The organism is Pantoea sp. Taur (assembly GCF_009830025.1).
GTDB classification, from domain to species: Bacteria; Pseudomonadota; Gammaproteobacteria; order Enterobacterales; family Enterobacteriaceae; genus Pantoea; species Pantoea communis.
On sequence record NZ_SZZZ01000028.1, the window covers coordinates 1 to 17,470 of the forward strand.

15 protein-coding genes are annotated in these 17,470 nt (G+C 55.4%); 8 read left to right on the forward strand and 7 right to left on the reverse strand.

The features are described from left to right. Nucleotides 1-458, reverse strand: a 458-nt coding sequence (locus tag FD744_RS23345) for an ATP-binding cassette domain-containing protein (protein WP_160869686.1), incomplete at its 3' end; no start/stop codon positions are given. Between the two features lie 9 nt (nt 459-467). Beyond that, nucleotides 468-1,433: an isoaspartyl peptidase/L-asparaginase family protein gene (locus tag FD744_RS23350; protein ID WP_160869688.1), complete on the reverse strand. Its 966-nt coding sequence runs from the start codon at nt 1,431-1,433 to the stop codon at nt 468-470. A 228-nt stretch (nt 1,434-1,661) separates the two neighbouring features. Here FD744_RS23350 and moeA point away from each other — a divergent pair, with 228 nt between their 5' ends. Continuing rightward, nucleotides 1,662-2,897: a molybdopterin molybdotransferase MoeA gene (gene moeA, locus FD744_RS23355; RefSeq protein ID WP_160869690.1), complete on the forward strand. Its 1,236-nt coding sequence runs from the start codon at nt 1,662-1,664 to the stop codon at nt 2,895-2,897. Beyond that, the gene (moeB, locus tag FD744_RS23360) at nt 2,897-3,652 is read left to right on the forward strand and encodes a molybdopterin-synthase adenylyltransferase MoeB (RefSeq protein WP_160869692.1); all 756 of its coding nucleotides are present in this window, start codon (nt 2,897-2,899) and stop codon (nt 3,650-3,652) included. The genes moeA and moeB overlap by 1 nt, the downstream gene beginning before the upstream one ends. Nucleotides 3,653-3,684: 32 nt before the next feature. Here moeB and FD744_RS23365 read toward each other — a convergent pair whose 3' ends face one another. Both FD744_RS23365 and FD744_RS23370 read right to left on the reverse strand, forming a co-directional pair. Further along, nucleotides 3,685-5,136, reverse strand: coding sequence for an FAD-binding oxidoreductase (locus FD744_RS23365; protein ID WP_160869694.1), 1,452 nt, complete (start codon nt 5,134-5,136; stop codon nt 3,685-3,687). 30 nt (nt 5,137-5,166) lie between these two features. Further along, entirely contained in the window at nt 5,167-5,952 is a 786-nt protein-coding gene (locus FD744_RS23370; protein ID WP_155287943.1) for an SDR family oxidoreductase, read from the reverse strand. Nucleotides 5,953-6,343: 391 nt separating this feature from the next. Between FD744_RS23370 and FD744_RS23375 the strand changes: the two genes are divergently transcribed. Together FD744_RS23375 and FD744_RS23380 are read left to right on the forward strand one after the other, a co-directional pair. Beyond that, the gene (locus FD744_RS23375; RefSeq protein WP_160869696.1) at nt 6,344-7,621 is read left to right on the forward strand and encodes a nitrate/nitrite transporter; all 1,278 of its coding nucleotides are present in this window, start codon (nt 6,344-6,346) and stop codon (nt 7,619-7,621) included. A 1-nt stretch (nt 7,622) separates the two neighbouring features. Continuing rightward, nucleotides 7,623-9,068: an FGGY-family carbohydrate kinase gene (locus tag FD744_RS23380; protein ID WP_160869698.1), complete on the forward strand. Its 1,446-nt coding sequence runs from the start codon at nt 7,623-7,625 to the stop codon at nt 9,066-9,068. Here FD744_RS23380 and FD744_RS23385 read toward each other — a convergent pair. Both FD744_RS23385 and FD744_RS23390 read right to left on the reverse strand, forming a co-directional pair. Continuing rightward, complete coding sequence (locus FD744_RS23385) at nt 9,065-9,637, reverse strand: glycerol-3-phosphate responsive antiterminator (protein ID WP_160869700.1); 573 nt, start codon at nt 9,635-9,637, stop codon at nt 9,065-9,067. The genes FD744_RS23380 and FD744_RS23385 overlap by 4 nt on opposite strands. 18 nt (nt 9,638-9,655) lie before the next feature. Further along, nucleotides 9,656-10,573: a LysR substrate-binding domain-containing protein gene (locus FD744_RS23390; RefSeq protein ID WP_034820825.1), complete on the reverse strand. Its 918-nt coding sequence runs from the start codon at nt 10,571-10,573 to the stop codon at nt 9,656-9,658. A 221-nt stretch (nt 10,574-10,794) separates the two neighbouring features. Here FD744_RS23390 and FD744_RS23395 point away from each other — a divergent pair, with 221 nt between their 5' ends. From FD744_RS23395 to FD744_RS23410, 4 genes are read left to right on the forward strand one after another with little or no spacing between them, the layout of a single operon-like run. Continuing rightward, a complete protein-coding gene (locus FD744_RS23395) occupies nt 10,795-12,159 on the forward strand; it encodes an MFS transporter (protein ID WP_160869702.1) in 1,365 nt (454 codons plus the stop codon). A gap of 12 nt (nt 12,160-12,171) precedes the next feature. Next, a complete protein-coding gene (gene fae, locus FD744_RS23400) occupies nt 12,172-12,672 on the forward strand; it encodes a formaldehyde-activating enzyme (protein ID WP_034820831.1) in 501 nt (166 codons plus the stop codon). Nucleotides 12,673-12,685: 13 nt separating this feature from the next. Then, the gene (locus FD744_RS23405; protein WP_034820847.1) at nt 12,686-13,735 is read left to right on the forward strand and encodes an aldo/keto reductase; all 1,050 of its coding nucleotides are present in this window, start codon (nt 12,686-12,688) and stop codon (nt 13,733-13,735) included. Further along, entirely contained in the window at nt 13,732-15,171 is a 1,440-nt protein-coding gene (locus tag FD744_RS23410; RefSeq protein WP_160869704.1) for an NAD-dependent succinate-semialdehyde dehydrogenase, read from the forward strand. The genes FD744_RS23405 and FD744_RS23410 overlap by 4 nt, the downstream gene beginning before the upstream one ends. Before the next feature lie 555 nt (nt 15,172-15,726). On the opposite strand, the gene FD744_RS23415 is transcribed toward FD744_RS23410, so the two are convergent. Further along, nucleotides 15,727-17,319: an ABC-F family ATPase gene (locus tag FD744_RS23415; RefSeq protein ID WP_097119365.1), complete on the reverse strand. Its 1,593-nt coding sequence runs from the start codon at nt 17,317-17,319 to the stop codon at nt 15,727-15,729. Between the last annotated feature and the right edge of the window lie 151 nt (nt 17,320-17,470).

Genomic DNA, 17,470 nt, shown 5'->3' on the forward strand with positions numbered 1-17,470 from the left:
ACCAGATCCAGCATGCGCCGTGCTTCGGCCTGCGCTTGTTGGTGGCTTTTGCCCTGATGTAAACGGATGGATTCGGCGATCTGCTCGCCCACGGTAAACACCGGGTTAAGCGAGGTCATCGGCTCCTGGAAAATCATCGCCATATCGGCACCGCGCACTTTGCGCATTTGACTGGCGGAGGCACGCATCACATCCAGCACCTCGCCGTTACGTCGACGCAGTTGGATCTCGCCACTGACATCGCCGCCCGCCTGCTGAATCAAACGCATCAGTGCCAGCGAGGTGACCGATTTGCCCGAACCAGATTCGCCCACCAGCGCCAGCGTTTCCCCACGATGCAAATCCAGTGACAGGTTACGCACCGCTTCGGTGATTCGCCCTTCATGCTCAAACCGTACGTTGAGGTCACGCACCGCCAAAACCTGCTCGGGTGCAAACTGCTGATGCTGCTGCGTCATGCCTGCTCCTTAGCTATCGCGGTAAATCGCTACCTCGACTTCGCCACCCACATAGGCGAATCCCCGATACATCCCTTCGCTGTTGAAGGGCAGCGCCACATTGCCATGGCTGTCGACAGCGATCAGCCCGCCGCTGCCTTCCAGCTCCTGCACTTTGTCATGAATCACGTTGGCAGTGGCTTGCTGCAGGCTTCGGCCGCCGTACTCCATCTGTGCAGAAACGTCATACGCTGCCAGAGTGCGAATAAACACTTCACCGGTGCCGGTGCAGGAAACCGCCACGGTCTCATTATTAGCGTAGCAGCCCGCGCCGACGAGCGGGGAATCGCCCACGCGGCCGACCTGCTTGTTGGTCATACCGCCGGTTGAGGTCGCAGCGGCCAGATTACCCTGAAGATCGAGCGCCACCGCACCCACGGTACCGAATTTGCGATCCGGGTCGAGCGGATCGTCGCTGTGACTTTGCGCGGCGCCGTCATGATCGAGCACCATCTGCTGGCTGCTCAACGCACGCTGTAACTGCTCCCAGCGTTCAGGCGTGGAGAAGAAATCCGGCGCAACCTGTTCCAGCCCCTGTTCAGCGGCAAAGGCTTCTGCCCCCGCACCGATAAACAGCACGTGAGGGCTATTTTCCATCACTTTACGTGCCGCCAGAATCGGGTTACGAATGTGATTCACGCCCGCCACCGCACCGACATCCAGAGTGCGGCCATCCATAATGCTGGCATCCAGTTCGTGAGTGCCTTGATGGGTGAAGACCGCGCCTTTGCCTGCGTTAAACAGTGGGCACTCTTCCAGCAGCCGCACCGCCTCGGTCACCGCATCCAGCGCACTGCCGCCTGTGGCGAGAATCTGCTGGCCTGCGGTAACGATTGCGTGCAATTGCTGACGATAGTGCTGCTCTTTTTCGGCGCTCATAGCGGCACGCGTGATTGCGCCCGCACCGCCGTGAATTGCGATAACTGCTTTAGCCATAACCGGTACCCTGTCAGGAAATCAGAACCAAAAACACTGATTTAGAATGGTTTTCATCTTTTTTAGGCAATTTTCGACTATAGAAAGGCACTCCCGGCTTGTAAAGCAGAAAGTGTATCTCCGGTCATAACCTTTTATTGTGGATTATGCTTTTTTAGTCACATGTGACTCGGCAGACAAATGTCACCATAATAGGCAGCAACTGAAATTCATCACGCAGAGACTGACATGGAACCTTTCACCGCAGGATTAATCTCCCTCGAAGACGCGCAGCAAAAAATGCTGCAACAGCTCACGCCCATTAGCGATTGCCTCAGCGTCTCGCTGTATGAGGCTGCAGGTCGCATCACCGCCAAACCGGTGACGTCTCCACTGGATGTGCCGCCGTTTGATAACTCCGCGATGGATGGTTATGCCTTACGTCTCAGCGATATCGTGCCGAACCGCGAATTCCCGGTCGCCGGCAAAGCTTTTGCCGGCGCGCCGTTCAACGGCGATTGGCCCGCTGGCAGCGTGATTCGTATTATGACCGGTGCGCCGATTCCGGCAGGCTGCGATGCCGTGGTGATGCAGGAGCAAACCGAACAGCGCGAGGGCGGTATCGTCATCACTGCCGCCGTGACACCCGGGCAAAATATCCGCCGTATTGGTGAAGACATTGAAGCTGGCAAACAGGTGCTGGAGGCGGGTGTTCGCCTCGGAGCCGCCGAGTTGCCGCTGCTGGCTTCACTGGGGATTGCCGAAGTGAGCGTGCTGCGCAAACTGCGCGTGGCGATTTTCTCTACCGGCGATGAATTGCAGGCGGTGGGCCAGCCCTTGGCTGACGGTCAAATCTACGACACGAACCGCTTCACCGTATCGCTGATGCTTAACAAACTGGGCTGCGAAGTGATCGATTTGGGCGTGATTGCGGACGATCCCGAGGCGCTGCGCAAGGCATTCAGCGAAGCCGATCGTCAGGCGGATGTCGTGATCAGCACCGGCGGCGTCTCCGTCGGCGAAGCGGATTTCACTAAAGCGATGCTGGAAGAGTTAGGCGTGATTACCTTCTGGAAGCTGGCGATGAAGCCGGGCAAACCGTTCGCCTTTGGCCGCTTAGCCAACAGCTGGTTCTGCGGGCTGCCCGGCAATCCGGTGTCTGCCGCCGTGACCTTCTATCAGCTGGTGCAGCCGTTGCTGGCCACCCTCACCGGGCAGACCACGCGCATTATGCCGCTGCGCCAACGCGCGCGCGCGACTCAGCGTTTGAAGAAATCGCCAGGACGCCTCGACTTCCAGCGCGGCATTCTCAATCGTGGTGAAGACGGCGTACTGGAAGTGCGCAGCACCGGCGCCCAGGGTTCGCACGTGTTTAGCTCTTTCGCCCTGGCCGACTGCTTTATCGTGCTGGATCGCGATCGTGCGGATGTGGAACCAGGCGAATGGGTTGAGGTTGAAGTTTTCAATAGCCTGCTGGAGGGCTAATGAGCGTCGAACTGAGCCATGAGGAGATGCTGCGTTACAACCGTCAGATTGTGTTGCGGGATTTTGATTTTGACGGTCAGGAGAAGCTCAAAGCCTCTCGCGTGTTAATCGTCGGTCTCGGCGGGCTTGGCTGTGCCGCTGCGCCCTATCTGGCTTCGGCTGGCGTGGGCCATCTTGCTCTGCTGGATTTCGACAGCGTCAGCTTAAGCAATCTGCAGCGCCAGATTCTTCACAGCGATGCCACCCTCGGCCAGCCCAAAGTGGAATCTGCGCGTCAACGGCTGGCGGCGATTAACCCGCATTGCCAGCTCGAACCGATTGATGCACAGCTGGATGATGCTCAACTCAGTGCCCTGATCGCGCGCCATGATGCGGTGCTGGACTGTACGGATAATGTCAGTGCACGTGAGCAGATCAATCGTTTGTGTTACCAGCACAAGGTGCCGCTGATTTCCGGGGCGGCTATTCGTATGGAAGGTCAACTCAGCGTGTTTACCTGGCAACAGGACGAACCCTGTTATCGCTGCATTAGCCGCTTGTTTGGCGATCAGACATTAAGCTGCGTGGAAGCCGGCGTGCTGGCGCCACTAGTGGGCGTGATTGGCGCGATGCAAGCTTTAGAGGCCATAAAAGTGCTGACCGCGTTGGGGCAACCTGCCCGTGCACGCTTGTTGATCTACGATGCGATGAGTGCGGAGTTCCGCAACATGAAAGTGATGCAGGATCGGCATTGTGAGGTGTGCGGCGAGAAATAAGTAAGGTGCGCATGGCTGCGCACCTTGTGGTTTTACTCCTGCGGGAAGATGGTGCCCTTATTCATAATCCCGTTCGGGTCAAATGCAGTTTTCAGCGCCTGCAAAATCGGCCATGCGCTGCCGTGTTCTTGCTTCGCCCACTGCACGCGATGCTTACCGATACCGTGGTGATGCACCATCGAGCCGCCCAACTTCAATGTCTCTTCCACGATCATGCCATTCAGCGGCACGTGATACTTCGCCATCTCCTCTTCAGGACGGCAATCCACCACGTTGTAGTCGTAAACAAAGTACATGTTGGTGCCGTTGATGTAGCTGTGTGATGAGTGACCGCCCAGCATGGTGATGTCTTTAGCATGTGGGAATTCAGTGCGAATACGCTTTAGCACATTTTCATAGATGGCATTGATGGTTGACCAGTCACCCGACACCTCGGTCGTAAAGCCCATATTGCCGGTGCGCTGGATAAAGTCACGCTCCGCCTGCACTTTCTCCGGGCCCCAGTTCAGGTTCTCAAACCACGTCTGGATCAGCTGGCTATCAACCTGCTGGCACTCAGAATGTTTCGCCACAATGCCTTCGATGCCTTTACCAGTGGCTTCGCTAATGCCCGCCGTGCCTTCCGCCATAAAGATCAGCACACACTTGTCTTTCGAGAATTGACTGAAGTGCTGATTGGCATCCTCTGGATCGTAAAGGCGTGCAATCGAAGGACGATAGCCGTCCACCATTACTTCACGCAGGATGGCGAACCCGGTCTTCATCGAGTCCAGCAGATAGCCGTAGAAGCGATTATTTTCCGGCTGATATTTGAAGATTTTTACCGTGACTTCCGTGATGTAACACAGTGCGCCTTCGTTGCCGATAATCACATGGCGAATATCTGGCCCCGCCGCACGGCGCGGCACGTTTTTGATGCGGGTGATGTCGCCGTTGGGGAACACCGCTTCCAGCCCCACCACCATATCTTCAATCGCACCATACAGCGTCGAAAATTGACCAATACTGCGCGTCGCCACCAGGCCGCCCATCTGCGCCAGCGGCTTCGACTGCGGTGAGTGACCGGTGGTGTAACCCTGTGCCCGCAGCTGGTTTTCCAGCACTTCCAGCGTGACACCACACTGCGCAGTGACCTGCATATTTTCGATATCGATCTTTATGACCTGATTCATGCCGGATCCATCCAGCACCACCGAGTTTGGTGCGGCGGTTTCCAGCCCACCTTCCGTTGCTGATGCACCGGTGCGCGGTACGCCATTAATATGATGGCGATTCATAAAGGCTAAGACATCCGAAACCTGTTGGGTATTTTGCAGTTTCACCACCGCAGCCGGGATCGGCAGGGTGTAAACACCGTGAATATCAGCATATTTACGAAAACGATCATGGCTGCTGCGTTTTAATTCAGCTTCGTCGGTCACTACCTGTTGTGGGCCGACGATCTCTTTTAATTGTTCAACAATGGCTTCACGTGAAAGCGTCATAATATTCTTCCTCTCAACAAATATAATTAATTAACGAACCCGATATCCACCATCGACAACCAATAAATGGCCATTGACGTAATTTGATGCGCGGCTGGCTAAATACACCATCGCACCCATTAAATCTTGTGTATCTCCCCAGCGATTCGCCGGAATATGATCCAACACGCGTTGATTGGTTTCAGGATTACTGCGCGTGGCAGTGGTGATGGCCGTCGCGTAATAGCCTGGCGCGATACCGTTAACCTGAATATTGTATTGCCCCAACTCATCACAATAGGATTTGGTTAAACCGGCCAACGCATGTTTGGTAGCGGAATAAGCCGGTGACCATTGGCCACCAAGCCAGGAAAAGAGCGAACAGATATTAATAATTTTACCGCTCTGCTGCGGCACCATGATTTTCGCTGCCTGATGACTCATCTCAAAAGCAGCGGTGAGATTCACTGAGATCATCGGATCCCAATCTTCACGACCAAAATCCAGCACCTTATTGAGCTTACAGATACCGGCATTGTTGACCAGAATATCCAGCCGGCCAAAGCGCTCCAGACACTCCGCGACAATGCGCGCCGGTTCACCGGCCTGCGTGATATCCGCTTGCATAAATTCTGCACGAACACCCTGTTTTTCAATCAGTTGCTTTGTCTCTGGATTGGCAGGCGCCAGATCAGGAATAAAGACATTGGCACCTGCTTTTGCCAGCGCGACTGCAAAGGCCTGGCCCAAACCGGTGTTGCCTCCGGTGACAATGGCGCACTGCCCTCGCAGCGAAAAGAAATCGAGTGAAAATGTATCCAGCGATTCCGTCATGATTCCATCTCCTGGTCTGAATAACGGGCAAAAAAAAGGAGAAAAGCAAGCTCCTTCGCAGTAAAGCGAAGAAGTTACTTTTCTCCAGATCTCGAGTAACTGGTTATTACGCTAGCATGGGCATTTTGAAATAAAAAGCGATCTCAATCACAAAAAAACCTGAAGACATCAAGGTGATTAATTAAGCATCAGAATAAATACGCCAGCGAAAAATATATAAGAATAAGCCGAGTCATTTTAATAACGTCATTCTGTGACTTCCTTCACAACGCCATAGCAAGTTGTCATGCTAAAAATGTTCCCCGTTACTGTCTGAGACCAAGAGAAAAGTAACTTTCTGCGATTGCGGAAAGGACGCTTTTCTCTTTTTTTTGTTTCTAATTTGGGGGCGAAGATGCAAACCAAAAACTCAATCCGCTGGTTAACATTAGCGGTTATTAGCATCAGCGGTGGCATTAGTTTTGATTTGGCGTATTTACGTTATATCTACCAAATCCCGATGGCGAAATTCATGGGATTTTCGAATACCGAAATCGGTATCATCATGAGCACCTTTGGAATTACCGCTATTTTACTTTATGCGCCCGGCGGCTTAATTTCCGACAAATTTTCCCATCGTAAAGTGATGTCCGGTGCCATGATCGCCACTGGCATTTTGGGTGCCATTATGGCCACCTACCCACCGCTGTGGGCAATGCTGCTGATTCAGGTCGCCTTTGCCATCACCACCATTCTGCTACTGTGGGCGGTGTCGATCAAAGCGGCTTCGCTGTTGGGCACGCGTGAGGAGCAAGGCAAAATCATGGGCTGGATGGAAGGTCTGCGCGGCGTCGGCGTGATGGGCCTGGCCCTGTTTACCGTCTGGGTGTTTGCCCAATTTCACCCTGACGATCCGAACAGCCTGAAAGCAGTGATCCTGATTTACAGCGGCACCTATATAGCACTCGGCATCGCCTGCTGGTTTTTGGTCAGCGATGGTTTTGCCCAACAGGACGAGGAGCAATCATCAGCCTTTAGTCTGCAACATGCGTTACGCGTGCTAAAAATGCCCACCACCTGGTACTGCAGCATGATTATCTTCGGCGTCTACACCATCTACGCCATCCTCAGTTATTCCACCAATTATTTGTCCGAAATCTATGGCATGTCACTGGTGGCCGCCAGCTACATGGGCATCATCATTAACAAAGTGTTCCGCGCCATCTGCGGTCCGCTGGGCGGCATGGTCACCAGTTACAGCCGCTGGCGCTCGCCGACGCGCGTGATCCAGTTCCTGTCAGGACTCTGCCTGTGTGTGATCGCCTTGCTGTATGTCGTCACACAATCGCCTATTAGTCTGGCACTGGCAATCGGCCTGATCTTATTGATGGGATTCACCTGTTATGCCTCACGCGGCCTCTATTTTGCCTGCATCGGTGAAGTGAATACACCTAAGCAGATCCTCGGCACCACCATTGGTATTTGCTCAGTGATTGGCTTCTTACCCGATGTCTTTGTCTATCCACTGGTGGGCTACTGGCAGGATACGCTGCCGCCTGCCCTTGCCTACCGCAACATGTGGATCATGGGCGGCTGCGCCAGCTTGCTGGTGCTGTTGTTTACCGCCTTACTGATTAGCCAGATCAAGCGGGTCTCACCTGCTGGTCACGCCGCGCCATTAAAAGGAGTCTGATATGTCTGCGCGTTATTTGATGGGAATTGATGTCGGCACACAGAGTGCCAAAGTGGTGATTTTCCGCACCGACGGCGAGGTGATGTGCAGCGCACAGCAGCCGCTGCGTGCACTTGAGATCCCTCAGCCCAATCGTGCCGAACATCCTGATGATGATCTTTGGCATTCGGTGCAGCAGGCCTGCCGTGCGGCAATGACGCGCTTTCACCAGTTGGGTGGTCAGGACCATCAGCTACTGGCCGCCGGGCTGTGCGTGATCCGCTGCTGCCGAGTGCTGATGCGCCAGGACGGCGAGCTGGCGTGGCCGGTGATCAACTGGATGGATGCACGGCTCAACCAGCCTTATCAACCCGCGCCGGAATACGGTGACGTACGCTGGATCACCACCACCTCCGGCTACATCACCCATCGCCTTACCGGTCAGACACGCGATACCAGTGCTAACTACATCGGCTGCTGGCCAATGGATGATGCCCGCCAGACGTGGGACGACAGCAAAATGGCGAGCTGTCATCTGCGTCGGGATCAGCTGTTTGATGTGGTGCGCCCTGGTGAAATGCTGGGCGAAGTCACGTCCACCGCCGCGCGGGCGAGCGGGTTACCGCTGGGTTTGCCAATTATCGCCACCGCCCATGATAAAGCCGTGGAAGCCTTAGGCGCTGGCGCACTGGCTCATGGCGAAGCGTTGATTTCACTGGGCACTTATATCGGTGCGATGGTACATGGCGACACGCAACCGCACGCCAGCGAGCACTTCTGGCCTTTCCAGGCGGCGCTGCCGGGCCATTTTCTCTATGAGTGCATGGGCGTTCGCCGGGGGATGTGGACGGTGAGTTGGTTCCGCGATCAATTTGGCGCAGCGGCACTGCAGGATGCACAAGATACCGGTGTGGATATCGAAACCCTGCTCGGCGCTGAAGCCAGTGTGGTAGCGGCCGGCAGCGACGGGCTGATCACGCTGCACGACTGGGCCGCACCGGCCGAAGCACCGTGGCGCAAAGGGGCGATCATCGGCTTTGATGGTCGTCATACCCGCGCGCACCTGTTCCGCTCTCTGCTGGAAGGCATCGTGTTCACCATGAAAAACCATCTGGATCCGATGATGCAGGCGCTGGATCGCCCGCTGACACAGTTAGTGATTTCCGGTGGCGGCGCCAACAGCGATCTGTTTATGCAACTGTTCGCGGATATCTTTGGGGTGCCTGCACGCCGCAATGTGATGCGCAGCTCCGCCGCTATCGGCTGTGCTCTCAATGCGGGGATGGCATTAGGCGTGTGGCAAAGCTATCAGGAAGGCGTGACGGCACTGGTGAAAACCGGCGAGACATTCCTGCCGAATGCTCGCCATCATGCGCTGTATCAGCAACTCAATCAGCAGGTTTACCAGCAACTTCACAGCGCGCTCGATCCTCTGCTTAAGCGCCTTAGCCCACTCGCGGAGGCTTAGCGTCGCTGCGCCAATGGCCAGACGCCAGCGTTGGTGGTCGAGACTGCCAGCGCGCCCGCCGCTAACGCCAGCTGTGCATCCTCTTCGTCGCACACCAGCCCGCCAGCAATGATCGGCTGGCTGATGCGCTCGGTGATCCAGCCCAGCACTTTCGGCATGCAGCCAGGCAGGATCTCCACAATGTCGGGCTGCGACTGCGCCACCTGTTTATCAATGTTGTTGAAGGAGATGGAGTCCAGTACGAACAGGCGATGGATTGCCCAGAAACCGTGCTGACGCGCGGCTTTCAGCATCGCCGGTTTAGTGCTGATGATGCCATCGGCCTGCGTCACGATTTTCAGGAACTGGATCACCACTTCCTGACGCGAACTGCCTTCCAACAGATCAACGTGCACAAAGGCGATTTTCCCAGCCTGTTTTATCTGCCCGACGATACGCCCGATGTTGCATATGTTGCCATACAGCACCGACACCACCTGGCAAGGTGAGTCAATCGCCTGTTGCAGGCTTTGCGCATCTTTGACGGCGGCGACCACCGGCGAGCTCTTTAACAATTCAACTAAATCCACTGCACACCCACCTATTCACTAAAGGATAACGCTGGCTGCGGGCGTGGCAGCGTTGAAACGTTGCATCTCCGCCAGCAGCCAATCCCGAAATACCGCCACGCGCGGCAACATCTGTTTGCCGTAAGGCACCTCCAGCCAGTAGCCGTTAGCGCTGGAAAGCAACTGCGGCGAGATCTGAACCAATACGCCGTTGCTGAGTTCATTACGCACCATGGCACGATCCAGCACGGCAAAACCCGCGCCGGTGACACAGGCGTTGATCACCTGATCCTGCGTGCTAAACGCCAGTCCGTTATCTTCCGGCGGCGCAGTTTCGCCGCAGGCCTGATACCAGCGCGACCAGTTATCCAGCCGGCTGTCGCCATTCAGCACATGCAACTGTGGCATCAGGCTGATATCTGGCCAGATGCCATCCAGCATCAGCAGCGGACTGCCCACCAGCACCAAAGTTTCATGGCACAGCCATTCGCCTTCCGCGCCCGCCTCTTGCGCATCCTGCTGCGAGCCAAAACGAATGGCGCAGTCGAAGTCGCTGTATTTCTGCCGCGCTTCACTGATCAGCATGATTTGCAGCTGACGATGCTGTTGACGCAATGACACCAGACGCGGCGCTAACCAGCGCGTGGCAAAGGTAGGAGCGACCTGTAAACGCAGGTGCTGGCGGGGGTTATGCTGCTGCACGCTGCGTACGCCTTCTTCCAGCAGATCCAGCGACTGGCGTACCACGGGTAGCAGCTGGATGGCTTCAGGCGTCAGCATCAATCCACTGTGGCTACGCACGAACAGGTCTTTGCCAAGGAAGGTTTCCAGCTGGCGCATTTGGCGGCTGGCGGCGCTTTGCGTCATGAACAAGGCATCGGCGGCTTTACTGAAGCTCAGCGTACGACAGGTCTCTTCGAACAGCCGTAACATACTGAGTGAAGGCAACTTTCTCATTCTGACTCCAGCAGCCAGGCGGTAAAACATCGCGCCAATCTAATCACAACCCAGACGGTAACGGAGAACGTAAACCTAAATTTTTGAGTGCAATCACAGGAAATTGCGGAATAGGGGTATGACTTTTTCGCACTGGCCTGCACCCGGCTCCAATGTCACAGTAATTTCTCATCCAGATAACAATAAAATAACAACCATCTCTCCCCGAAGGAGGAAGGAACATGACGCAAACGACTCTGATGGATGATGTACCCTTAAATCGCTTTCACCTCAAAATCACCGGGCTCACCTTCGGTGCGCACCTCACCGATGGCTACATTCTCGGTTCCGTTGGCTTCGCGCTGACACAGATGACACCGCAAATGTCACTCACGCCGTTCTGGCAAGGCATGATTGGCAGCTCGGCGTTGATTGGATTGTTCCTCGGCAGCCTGATTCTCGGCTGGATCGCCGACAGCGTCGGCCGCCAGAAGATTTTCTGCTTCAGCTTTATCCTGATTACCCTGGCATCCGGCATGCAGTTTTTTGCCCAGTCGGCGGAGCAACTGTTCCTGCTGCGCGTGCTGATTGGCTTCGGCTTAGGCGGTGACTTCTCGGTCGGCCATACCATTCTGGCGGAGTTCGCCCCGCGCAAACATCGCGGCGTGCTGTTGGGGGCCTTCAGCGTGCTCTGGACTGTCGGCTACGTCGCCGCCAGCTTTGCCGGACATCTGGCACTGCAGGCACACGTTGATGGCTGGCGCTGGCTACTCGCATCCTCTGCTCTACCAGCTTTAGCGATCTTGCTGCTGCGCATTGGTACGCCGGAATCCCCGCGCTGGTTACTGCGTCGCGGTCGACGCGAGGAAGCCATGGCTATCGTTCATCGTTTATTTGGCTCGCACGTCACCTTGCAGGAAGAGAAACAGCAGGAGCAGGATGGCAGCCTGAGCGCACTGTTCCGCCCGCGCTATCGTCGTCGCACCGCCTTTAACTGTCTGTTCTTTGTCTGCCTGGTGATCCCCTATTTCGCTATTTATACCTTCCTGCCCGCCATCCTGCGCGAGATGGGACTGGATCAAGGCTTTGCCACTGATCTGCTGTTAAGCGGTCTGCTGCTGGTGGGTGCCGTGCTCGGTATCGTGCTAACGGCGATGTGCTCACGTCGAGGCTTCCTGATCGGTTCCTTTATTTTCCTTGCGACCTGTTTGCTGCTGCTGAGCCTGCTGCACACCAGCCCCGGCATCTGGCTGATTCTGCTGTTTGCCGCCTTTACGCTGATTATGTCGGCCGTGAGCAACCTGGTGGGCGTGTTCCCGGCTGAGAGCTTCCCGACCGATGTGCGCTCTCGCGGCGTGGGTTTCGCCACCTCAATGAGCCGACTGGGCTCGGCGGTCGGCACGTTGCTACTGCCACTCGCCATCGTCAATTACGGCATCGCCGGCACTATGGGTTTGCTGGCGGCGATTCTGGTGCTCGGCGCGCTGGTGTCCATCGCCTGGGCACCCGAGACCAAAGGTCTGACGCTCACTGACGCCTCTCAGGAGACCCCGGCAGTGGATAAAGCGCCCAGCCCTAACGCTTCAACTTCAACACAACATCTGTAACTGGAGGCAATGATGGAAATGTATATCGGTGAAGGCTTTGCAGGCGACGGCGTTAACGCTTCGCATATCAATATCATGATTGGACCACGCAACGGCGTGGTGGGTCAGGCGTTCTCCACCAGCCTGGCGACGCCTTCACAAGGCCACTGCCCGTTTATGGTGGTGATTAAACCCAATGTGCCAGCCAAGCCGATGACGCTTTATGTCAACAAAGCCGCTATCAGTAGCGATTTGCACGGCAATGCCACCTGGGGCGCATCACAGGCTGCGATTGCTAAAGCTGTAACCGAGGCGCAGTTGCAAGGCACGTTGCCGCCGGAAGCCGAAGATGAGTGGTGCATTGTCACCGCTAACTGGGTGAATCCTGGCTGTACCGATCTCGATGAAGTGTTCGCTAATAACTATCGCGCCTGCAAAGTGGCGATAGAAGCGGCCATGGAGAAGTTGCCGGGCCGCCAGCAGTTAATCAATGCTCTGCCCGAGTTGGGCAATCCCTTTTATTCCCCGAAGTAGCAGGAGTTGCAGCATGGAATACATCAAACTGGGCCACAGCGGTTTGCAGGTGTCGCGTCTTTGCCTCGGCACCATGAATATGGGCAGCAAGAGCTGGAAACCATGGATTTTTGATGAGGCGCAAAGCGAGCCGATTATTCGTCACGCGCTGGAAAACGGTATCAACTTTATCGATCTGGCTGACTTCTACTCCAGCGGTGCCGGTGAAGAAGTAGTAGGCCGTGTGCTCAAACGCATCGCCCAGCGTGATGAGTTGGTGCTGACCACCAAAGTGGGCTATCCACTCGGCGGGGGACAGAACAATCAGGGCCACTCGCGTAAACACATTCTCGACAGTATCGATGGCAGCCTGCGCCGCCTCGGCACCGACTATGTTGATGTTTACATGCTGCACTATTTCGACGTGAACACGCCGATCGAAGAGACATGGGAAGCGATGAACAGCATCGTGCGCAGCGGCAAAGCACGCTATGTCGGGGTTTCCACCATGTATTGCTGGCAGCTGGCGAAGATTTTGTGGTGCTGCGAGCGCAACGGGTTTGTGAAACCGATCAATATGCAGCTGCAGCTGAACTGCGCCTACCGCGAGGAGGAACGCGAAATGATGCCGTTCTGTCGCGATCAGGGCCTGGGCGTTTCCGTGTTTAGCCCACTGGCGCGCGGGCTGTTAAGCGGTGATGCGCAATCTATCCGCAATCAAACTGATTTCTTCACCCGTGAAATGTATGCCGATGAAGCTTCGATTCAGATTGCCGAATCCGTCGGCCGTGTCGCCGCTGCACGTGGATTAACCAGTGCGCAGATTGCTCAGGCCTGGGTGCTGTCCCATCCAGGCGTGGATTCGATGCTGGTAGGTGCTGACAGCGTCGCCCAGTTGGATAGCGCCATTGCGGCACTGCATACCCCACTGGATAGCGAAGAGCGCTTCGAGCTGGAACGCAACTACACGCCGTGCGATGTGATCAACGATTACACCGCGGGAAAACGTATCGCCCGTCATAGCCGCGCTGCGCGCACGGTGTTTACGGATAACGCACTTCAATCTGCAAGGAATATCGCATGACATCTTCACTGCTGCGTACCAGCTGGTATTGCAATGGACAATGGCTGGAGAGCGATCGCACTTATGATGTGACCAATCCAGCCGACAACAGCGTGGTGGCGCAGGTCGCTAACGTTGGCGCGGCGGAAACCCACCGCGCGATTGATGCCGCCGCCGCCGCCCTGCCCGCCTGGCGTGCCTTAACCGCCAAAGCGCGCGCTGCGATCCTGCAGCGCTGGTATCAATTGATTATCGAAAATCAGGAACCGCTGGCGCAGTTGGTGGTGCAGGAACAAGGAAAAGTGCTGGCTGAAGCGCGTGGCGAAGTGCTTTACGCCGCCAGTTTTATTGAGTGGTTTGCCGAAGAAGGCAAGCGTGCTAACGGCAAAACGATCCCTTCAACTAAGGCCGGAAATCTGATCCTGACGCTGAAACAGCCGGTGGGCGTGGTCGCCGCGATAACGCCATGGAATTTCCCACTGGCGATGTTGACGCGCAAGCTGGGCCCGGCGCTGGCCGCCGGTTGTACCGCAATTGTGAAGCCGGCGAACGAGACACCGTTGTCAGCCTTTGCCCTGCTGGTGCTGGCTGAACAGGCTGGCGTTCCGGCTGGCGTACTGAATGCGGTGAGCGGGGAAACGGTGGAGATTGGCCACACGTTGACGCACCACGATACGGTGCGGAAAATTTCCTTCACCGGCTCTACGGGTGTTGGCCAGTTGCTGATGCGTGATGCCGCCAGCTCAGTGAAGAAGCTGTCACTGGAGCTGGGCGGCAATGCCCCGTTTATCGTGTTCGATGATGCCGATATTGATGCCGCAATCGAAAGCGCCATGGCGGCGAAATTCCGTAACAGCGGGCAGACCTGTATCTGCGTGAACCGCTTTTACGTGCAGGATGGCGTGTATGATCAATTCGTCACCAAACTGGCTGCAGCGGCTAACGCGTTGAAAGTCGCACCGGGCCTGACACCGGGCGCACAGCAGGGGCCACTGATTCATCAGCGAGCCATGGAGAAGGTCGAAGCACATGTGCAGGATGCCTTGCAGCACGGTGCACGTTTGGTTTGCGGCGGTGAGCGTCATGCGTTGGGTGGCAGCTTTTACCAGCCGACGGTGCTGGCCGATGCCAATGAGCAGATGCGTCTGGCACACGAAGAGACATTTGGACCGGTTGCGGCCTGCTTCCGTTTCCGTACGGAACAGGAAGTGATCGAGCGCGCCAACAACACACCGTATGGGCTGGCCGCTTATCTGTTTACGCGTGATCTGGCGCGGGCACTGCGCGTGACTCCGCAACTGGAGAGCGGCATGGTTGGCGTTAATGAAGGGATCATTTCCACGGAAGTAGCGCCGTTTGGGGGTGTGAAAGCGTCAGGATTAGGTCGCGAAGGCGCAGATGTTGGGTTGGAAGAGTATCTGGAAACCCAGTATGTGAATATTGGGCAGATTGGTTAGGTTGCGTGGTTTGGCTTTTTCGCTGAAGGTTAGGTGCTGGGTCAGATAAGGTCCGCCCGATCGCAAAGGAAACCGGCATCCATGCCGATCGGCTGGGCCATCCGTGGCCCAGACGCTTTGCTCTTCGGGCGAACCTTATCTTCCCTTTAACCTATGGTGTTGCTGTATAGACCGCATAGGCCGTGCAGACTGAATTAACCAACAGAGAGCACAAATATTGATAAAGGCAGGAATGGTGGGTCCGGAGTAAAGCGTTTGCCGCAGGGATGCGGCGGTCGAGGCTACAGGGATGTATTCACGCCGTCTTTACGGAGCGGCCCGCCATTTATGCCTGAAGGTGCAGAACTCTCAGGCGAAATGGCAAACCAGAACAAAGCGCCCGCCGCAGGAATACGGCAGTCGATGCTACAGGGATGTATTCACGCCGTCTTTACGGAGCGGCCCACCATTTATGCCTGTAGGTGCAGAACTCTCAGGCGAACTGGCTAACTGGCGAACCAAAGTAAAGCGCCCACCGCAGGAATGCGGCGGGCGAAGCTATGGGTATGTAACGATTTAAACAATACCCTGACTGCGCAGATAATCTTCGTAGTTGCCGGTGAAGTCGATAATGCGATCGCCCTTCATCTCCATCACGCGGGTTGCCAGTGAACTGACAAACTCACGGTCATGCGAAACGAAAATCAGCGTGCCTTCGTAACCTTCAAGTGCCAGGTTAAGCGACTCAATCGATTCCATATCGAGGTGGTTGGTCGGTTCATCCATGATCAAGATGTTCGGCTTCTGCATCATCAGCTTGCCAAACAGCATGCGGCCTTTCTCACCACCAGACAGCACTTTAGCAGGCTTCTTGATTTCATCATGACCAAACAGCAGACGGCCCAGAATACTGCGCACCGCTTGCTCGTCGTCACCTTCCTGCTTCCACTGACTCATCCAGTCGAAAACACTCAGGTCATCGGCGAAATCTTCTGCGTGATCCTGCGCATAATAACCAATCAGCGCATTCTCGGACCATTTCACCGTGCCGCTGTCAGGCGTTAATTCGCCGACCAATGTTTTCAGCAACGTGGTTTTACCGATACCGTTGGCACCGAGAATGGCCACTTTCTCACCAACTTCAACCATCAGATTAAGCTTGCTGAACAGCGGTCCGTTATCGAATCCTTTCGTCAGTGCCTCAACTTCCAGCGCATTACGGAACAGCTTCTTATCCTGATCAAAACGGATATAAGGGTTCTGACGACTGGAGGCTTTCACTTCATCCAGCTTAATTTTATCAATCTGCTTGGCACGCGAAGTCGCCTGACGCGATTTAGAGGCGTTGGCACTAAAACGGCTAACGAATGATTGCAGGTCTGCAATTTGCGCTTTCTTCTTCGCGTTATCAGAAATTAAACGTTCACGCGCTTGCGTCGCCGCGGTCATATATTCGTCATAATTTCCTGGATACACGCGCAGTTCGCCGTAATCCAGATCCGCCATGTGCGTACACACCATATTCAGGAAGTGACGGTCATGCGAAATGATAATCATGGTACTGTTACGTTCGTTTAGCACCTGCTCCAGCCAACGAATGGTATCAATATCCAGGTTGTTCGTCGGTTCATCGAGTAGCAAAATATCCGGGTTTGAGAATAATGCCTGCGCCAACAGCACACGCAATTTCCAACCTGGTGCGATTTCGCTCATCGGACCGTAATGCTGTTCCACCGGAATACCCACGCCCAGTAATAATTCCCCGGCACGAGATTCTGCGCTGTAACCATCCATTTCGCCGTATTCAACTTCCAGGTCGGCAACTTTATAGCCTTCCTCTTCGCTCATTTCTGGCAAAGCATAAATACGGTCGCGCTCTTCCTTCACCGCCCATAATTCGGCGTGACCCATAATCACCGTATCCAGCACGCTGAATTGCTCAAAGGCAAACTGGTCCTGACGTAACTTACCGATACGCTCGTTAGGGTCGAGTGAAACATTACCGTTGGTCGGTACCAGGTCGCCGCCCAGTATTTTCATGAAGGTCGATTTACCGCTGCCGTTCGCACCGATTAAACCGTAACGATTACCGCCGCCAAACTTAACGGAGATATTCTCAAACAGCGGCTTACTGCCGAACTGCATAGTAATATTGCTGGAAACTAACACGGCATTGACCTTTGTTACGCAGTGGAGGAAAAAACAGCGGGCATTATGCCAGAAAGCAGCACCGGGACGCCACCTCTGCGCCTACGGGCAGCGAGCGAAGGCGCTAAACGCGTTGTTGCAAATAGAGAAATAAAAAAGCCGAAGACAACGT

Coding starts and splice junctions, on each gene's coding strand:
- FD744_RS23350 (WP_160869688.1), bottom strand. CDS start 1,433: ATGGCTAAAGCAGTTATCGCAATTCACGGCGGTGCGGGCGCAATCACG.
- moeA (WP_160869690.1), top strand. CDS start 1,662: ATGGAACCTTTCACCGCAGGATTAATCTCCCTCGAAGACGCGCAGCAA.
- moeB (WP_160869692.1), top strand. CDS start 2,897: ATGAGCGTCGAACTGAGCCATGAGGAGATGCTGCGTTACAACCGTCAG.
- FD744_RS23365 (WP_160869694.1), bottom strand. CDS start 5,136: ATGACGCTTTCACGTGAAGCCATTGTTGAACAATTAAAAGAGATCGTC.
- FD744_RS23375 (WP_160869696.1), top strand. CDS start 6,344: ATGCAAACCAAAAACTCAATCCGCTGGTTAACATTAGCGGTTATTAGC.
- FD744_RS23380 (WP_160869698.1), top strand. CDS start 7,623: ATGTCTGCGCGTTATTTGATGGGAATTGATGTCGGCACACAGAGTGCC.
- FD744_RS23390 (WP_034820825.1), bottom strand. CDS start 10,573: ATGAGAAAGTTGCCTTCACTCAGTATGTTACGGCTGTTCGAAGAGACC.
- FD744_RS23395 (WP_160869702.1), top strand. CDS start 10,795: ATGACGCAAACGACTCTGATGGATGATGTACCCTTAAATCGCTTTCAC.
- fae (WP_034820831.1), top strand. CDS start 12,172: ATGGAAATGTATATCGGTGAAGGCTTTGCAGGCGACGGCGTTAACGCT.
- FD744_RS23405 (WP_034820847.1), top strand. CDS start 12,686: ATGGAATACATCAAACTGGGCCACAGCGGTTTGCAGGTGTCGCGTCTT.
- FD744_RS23410 (WP_160869704.1), top strand. CDS start 13,732: ATGACATCTTCACTGCTGCGTACCAGCTGGTATTGCAATGGACAATGG.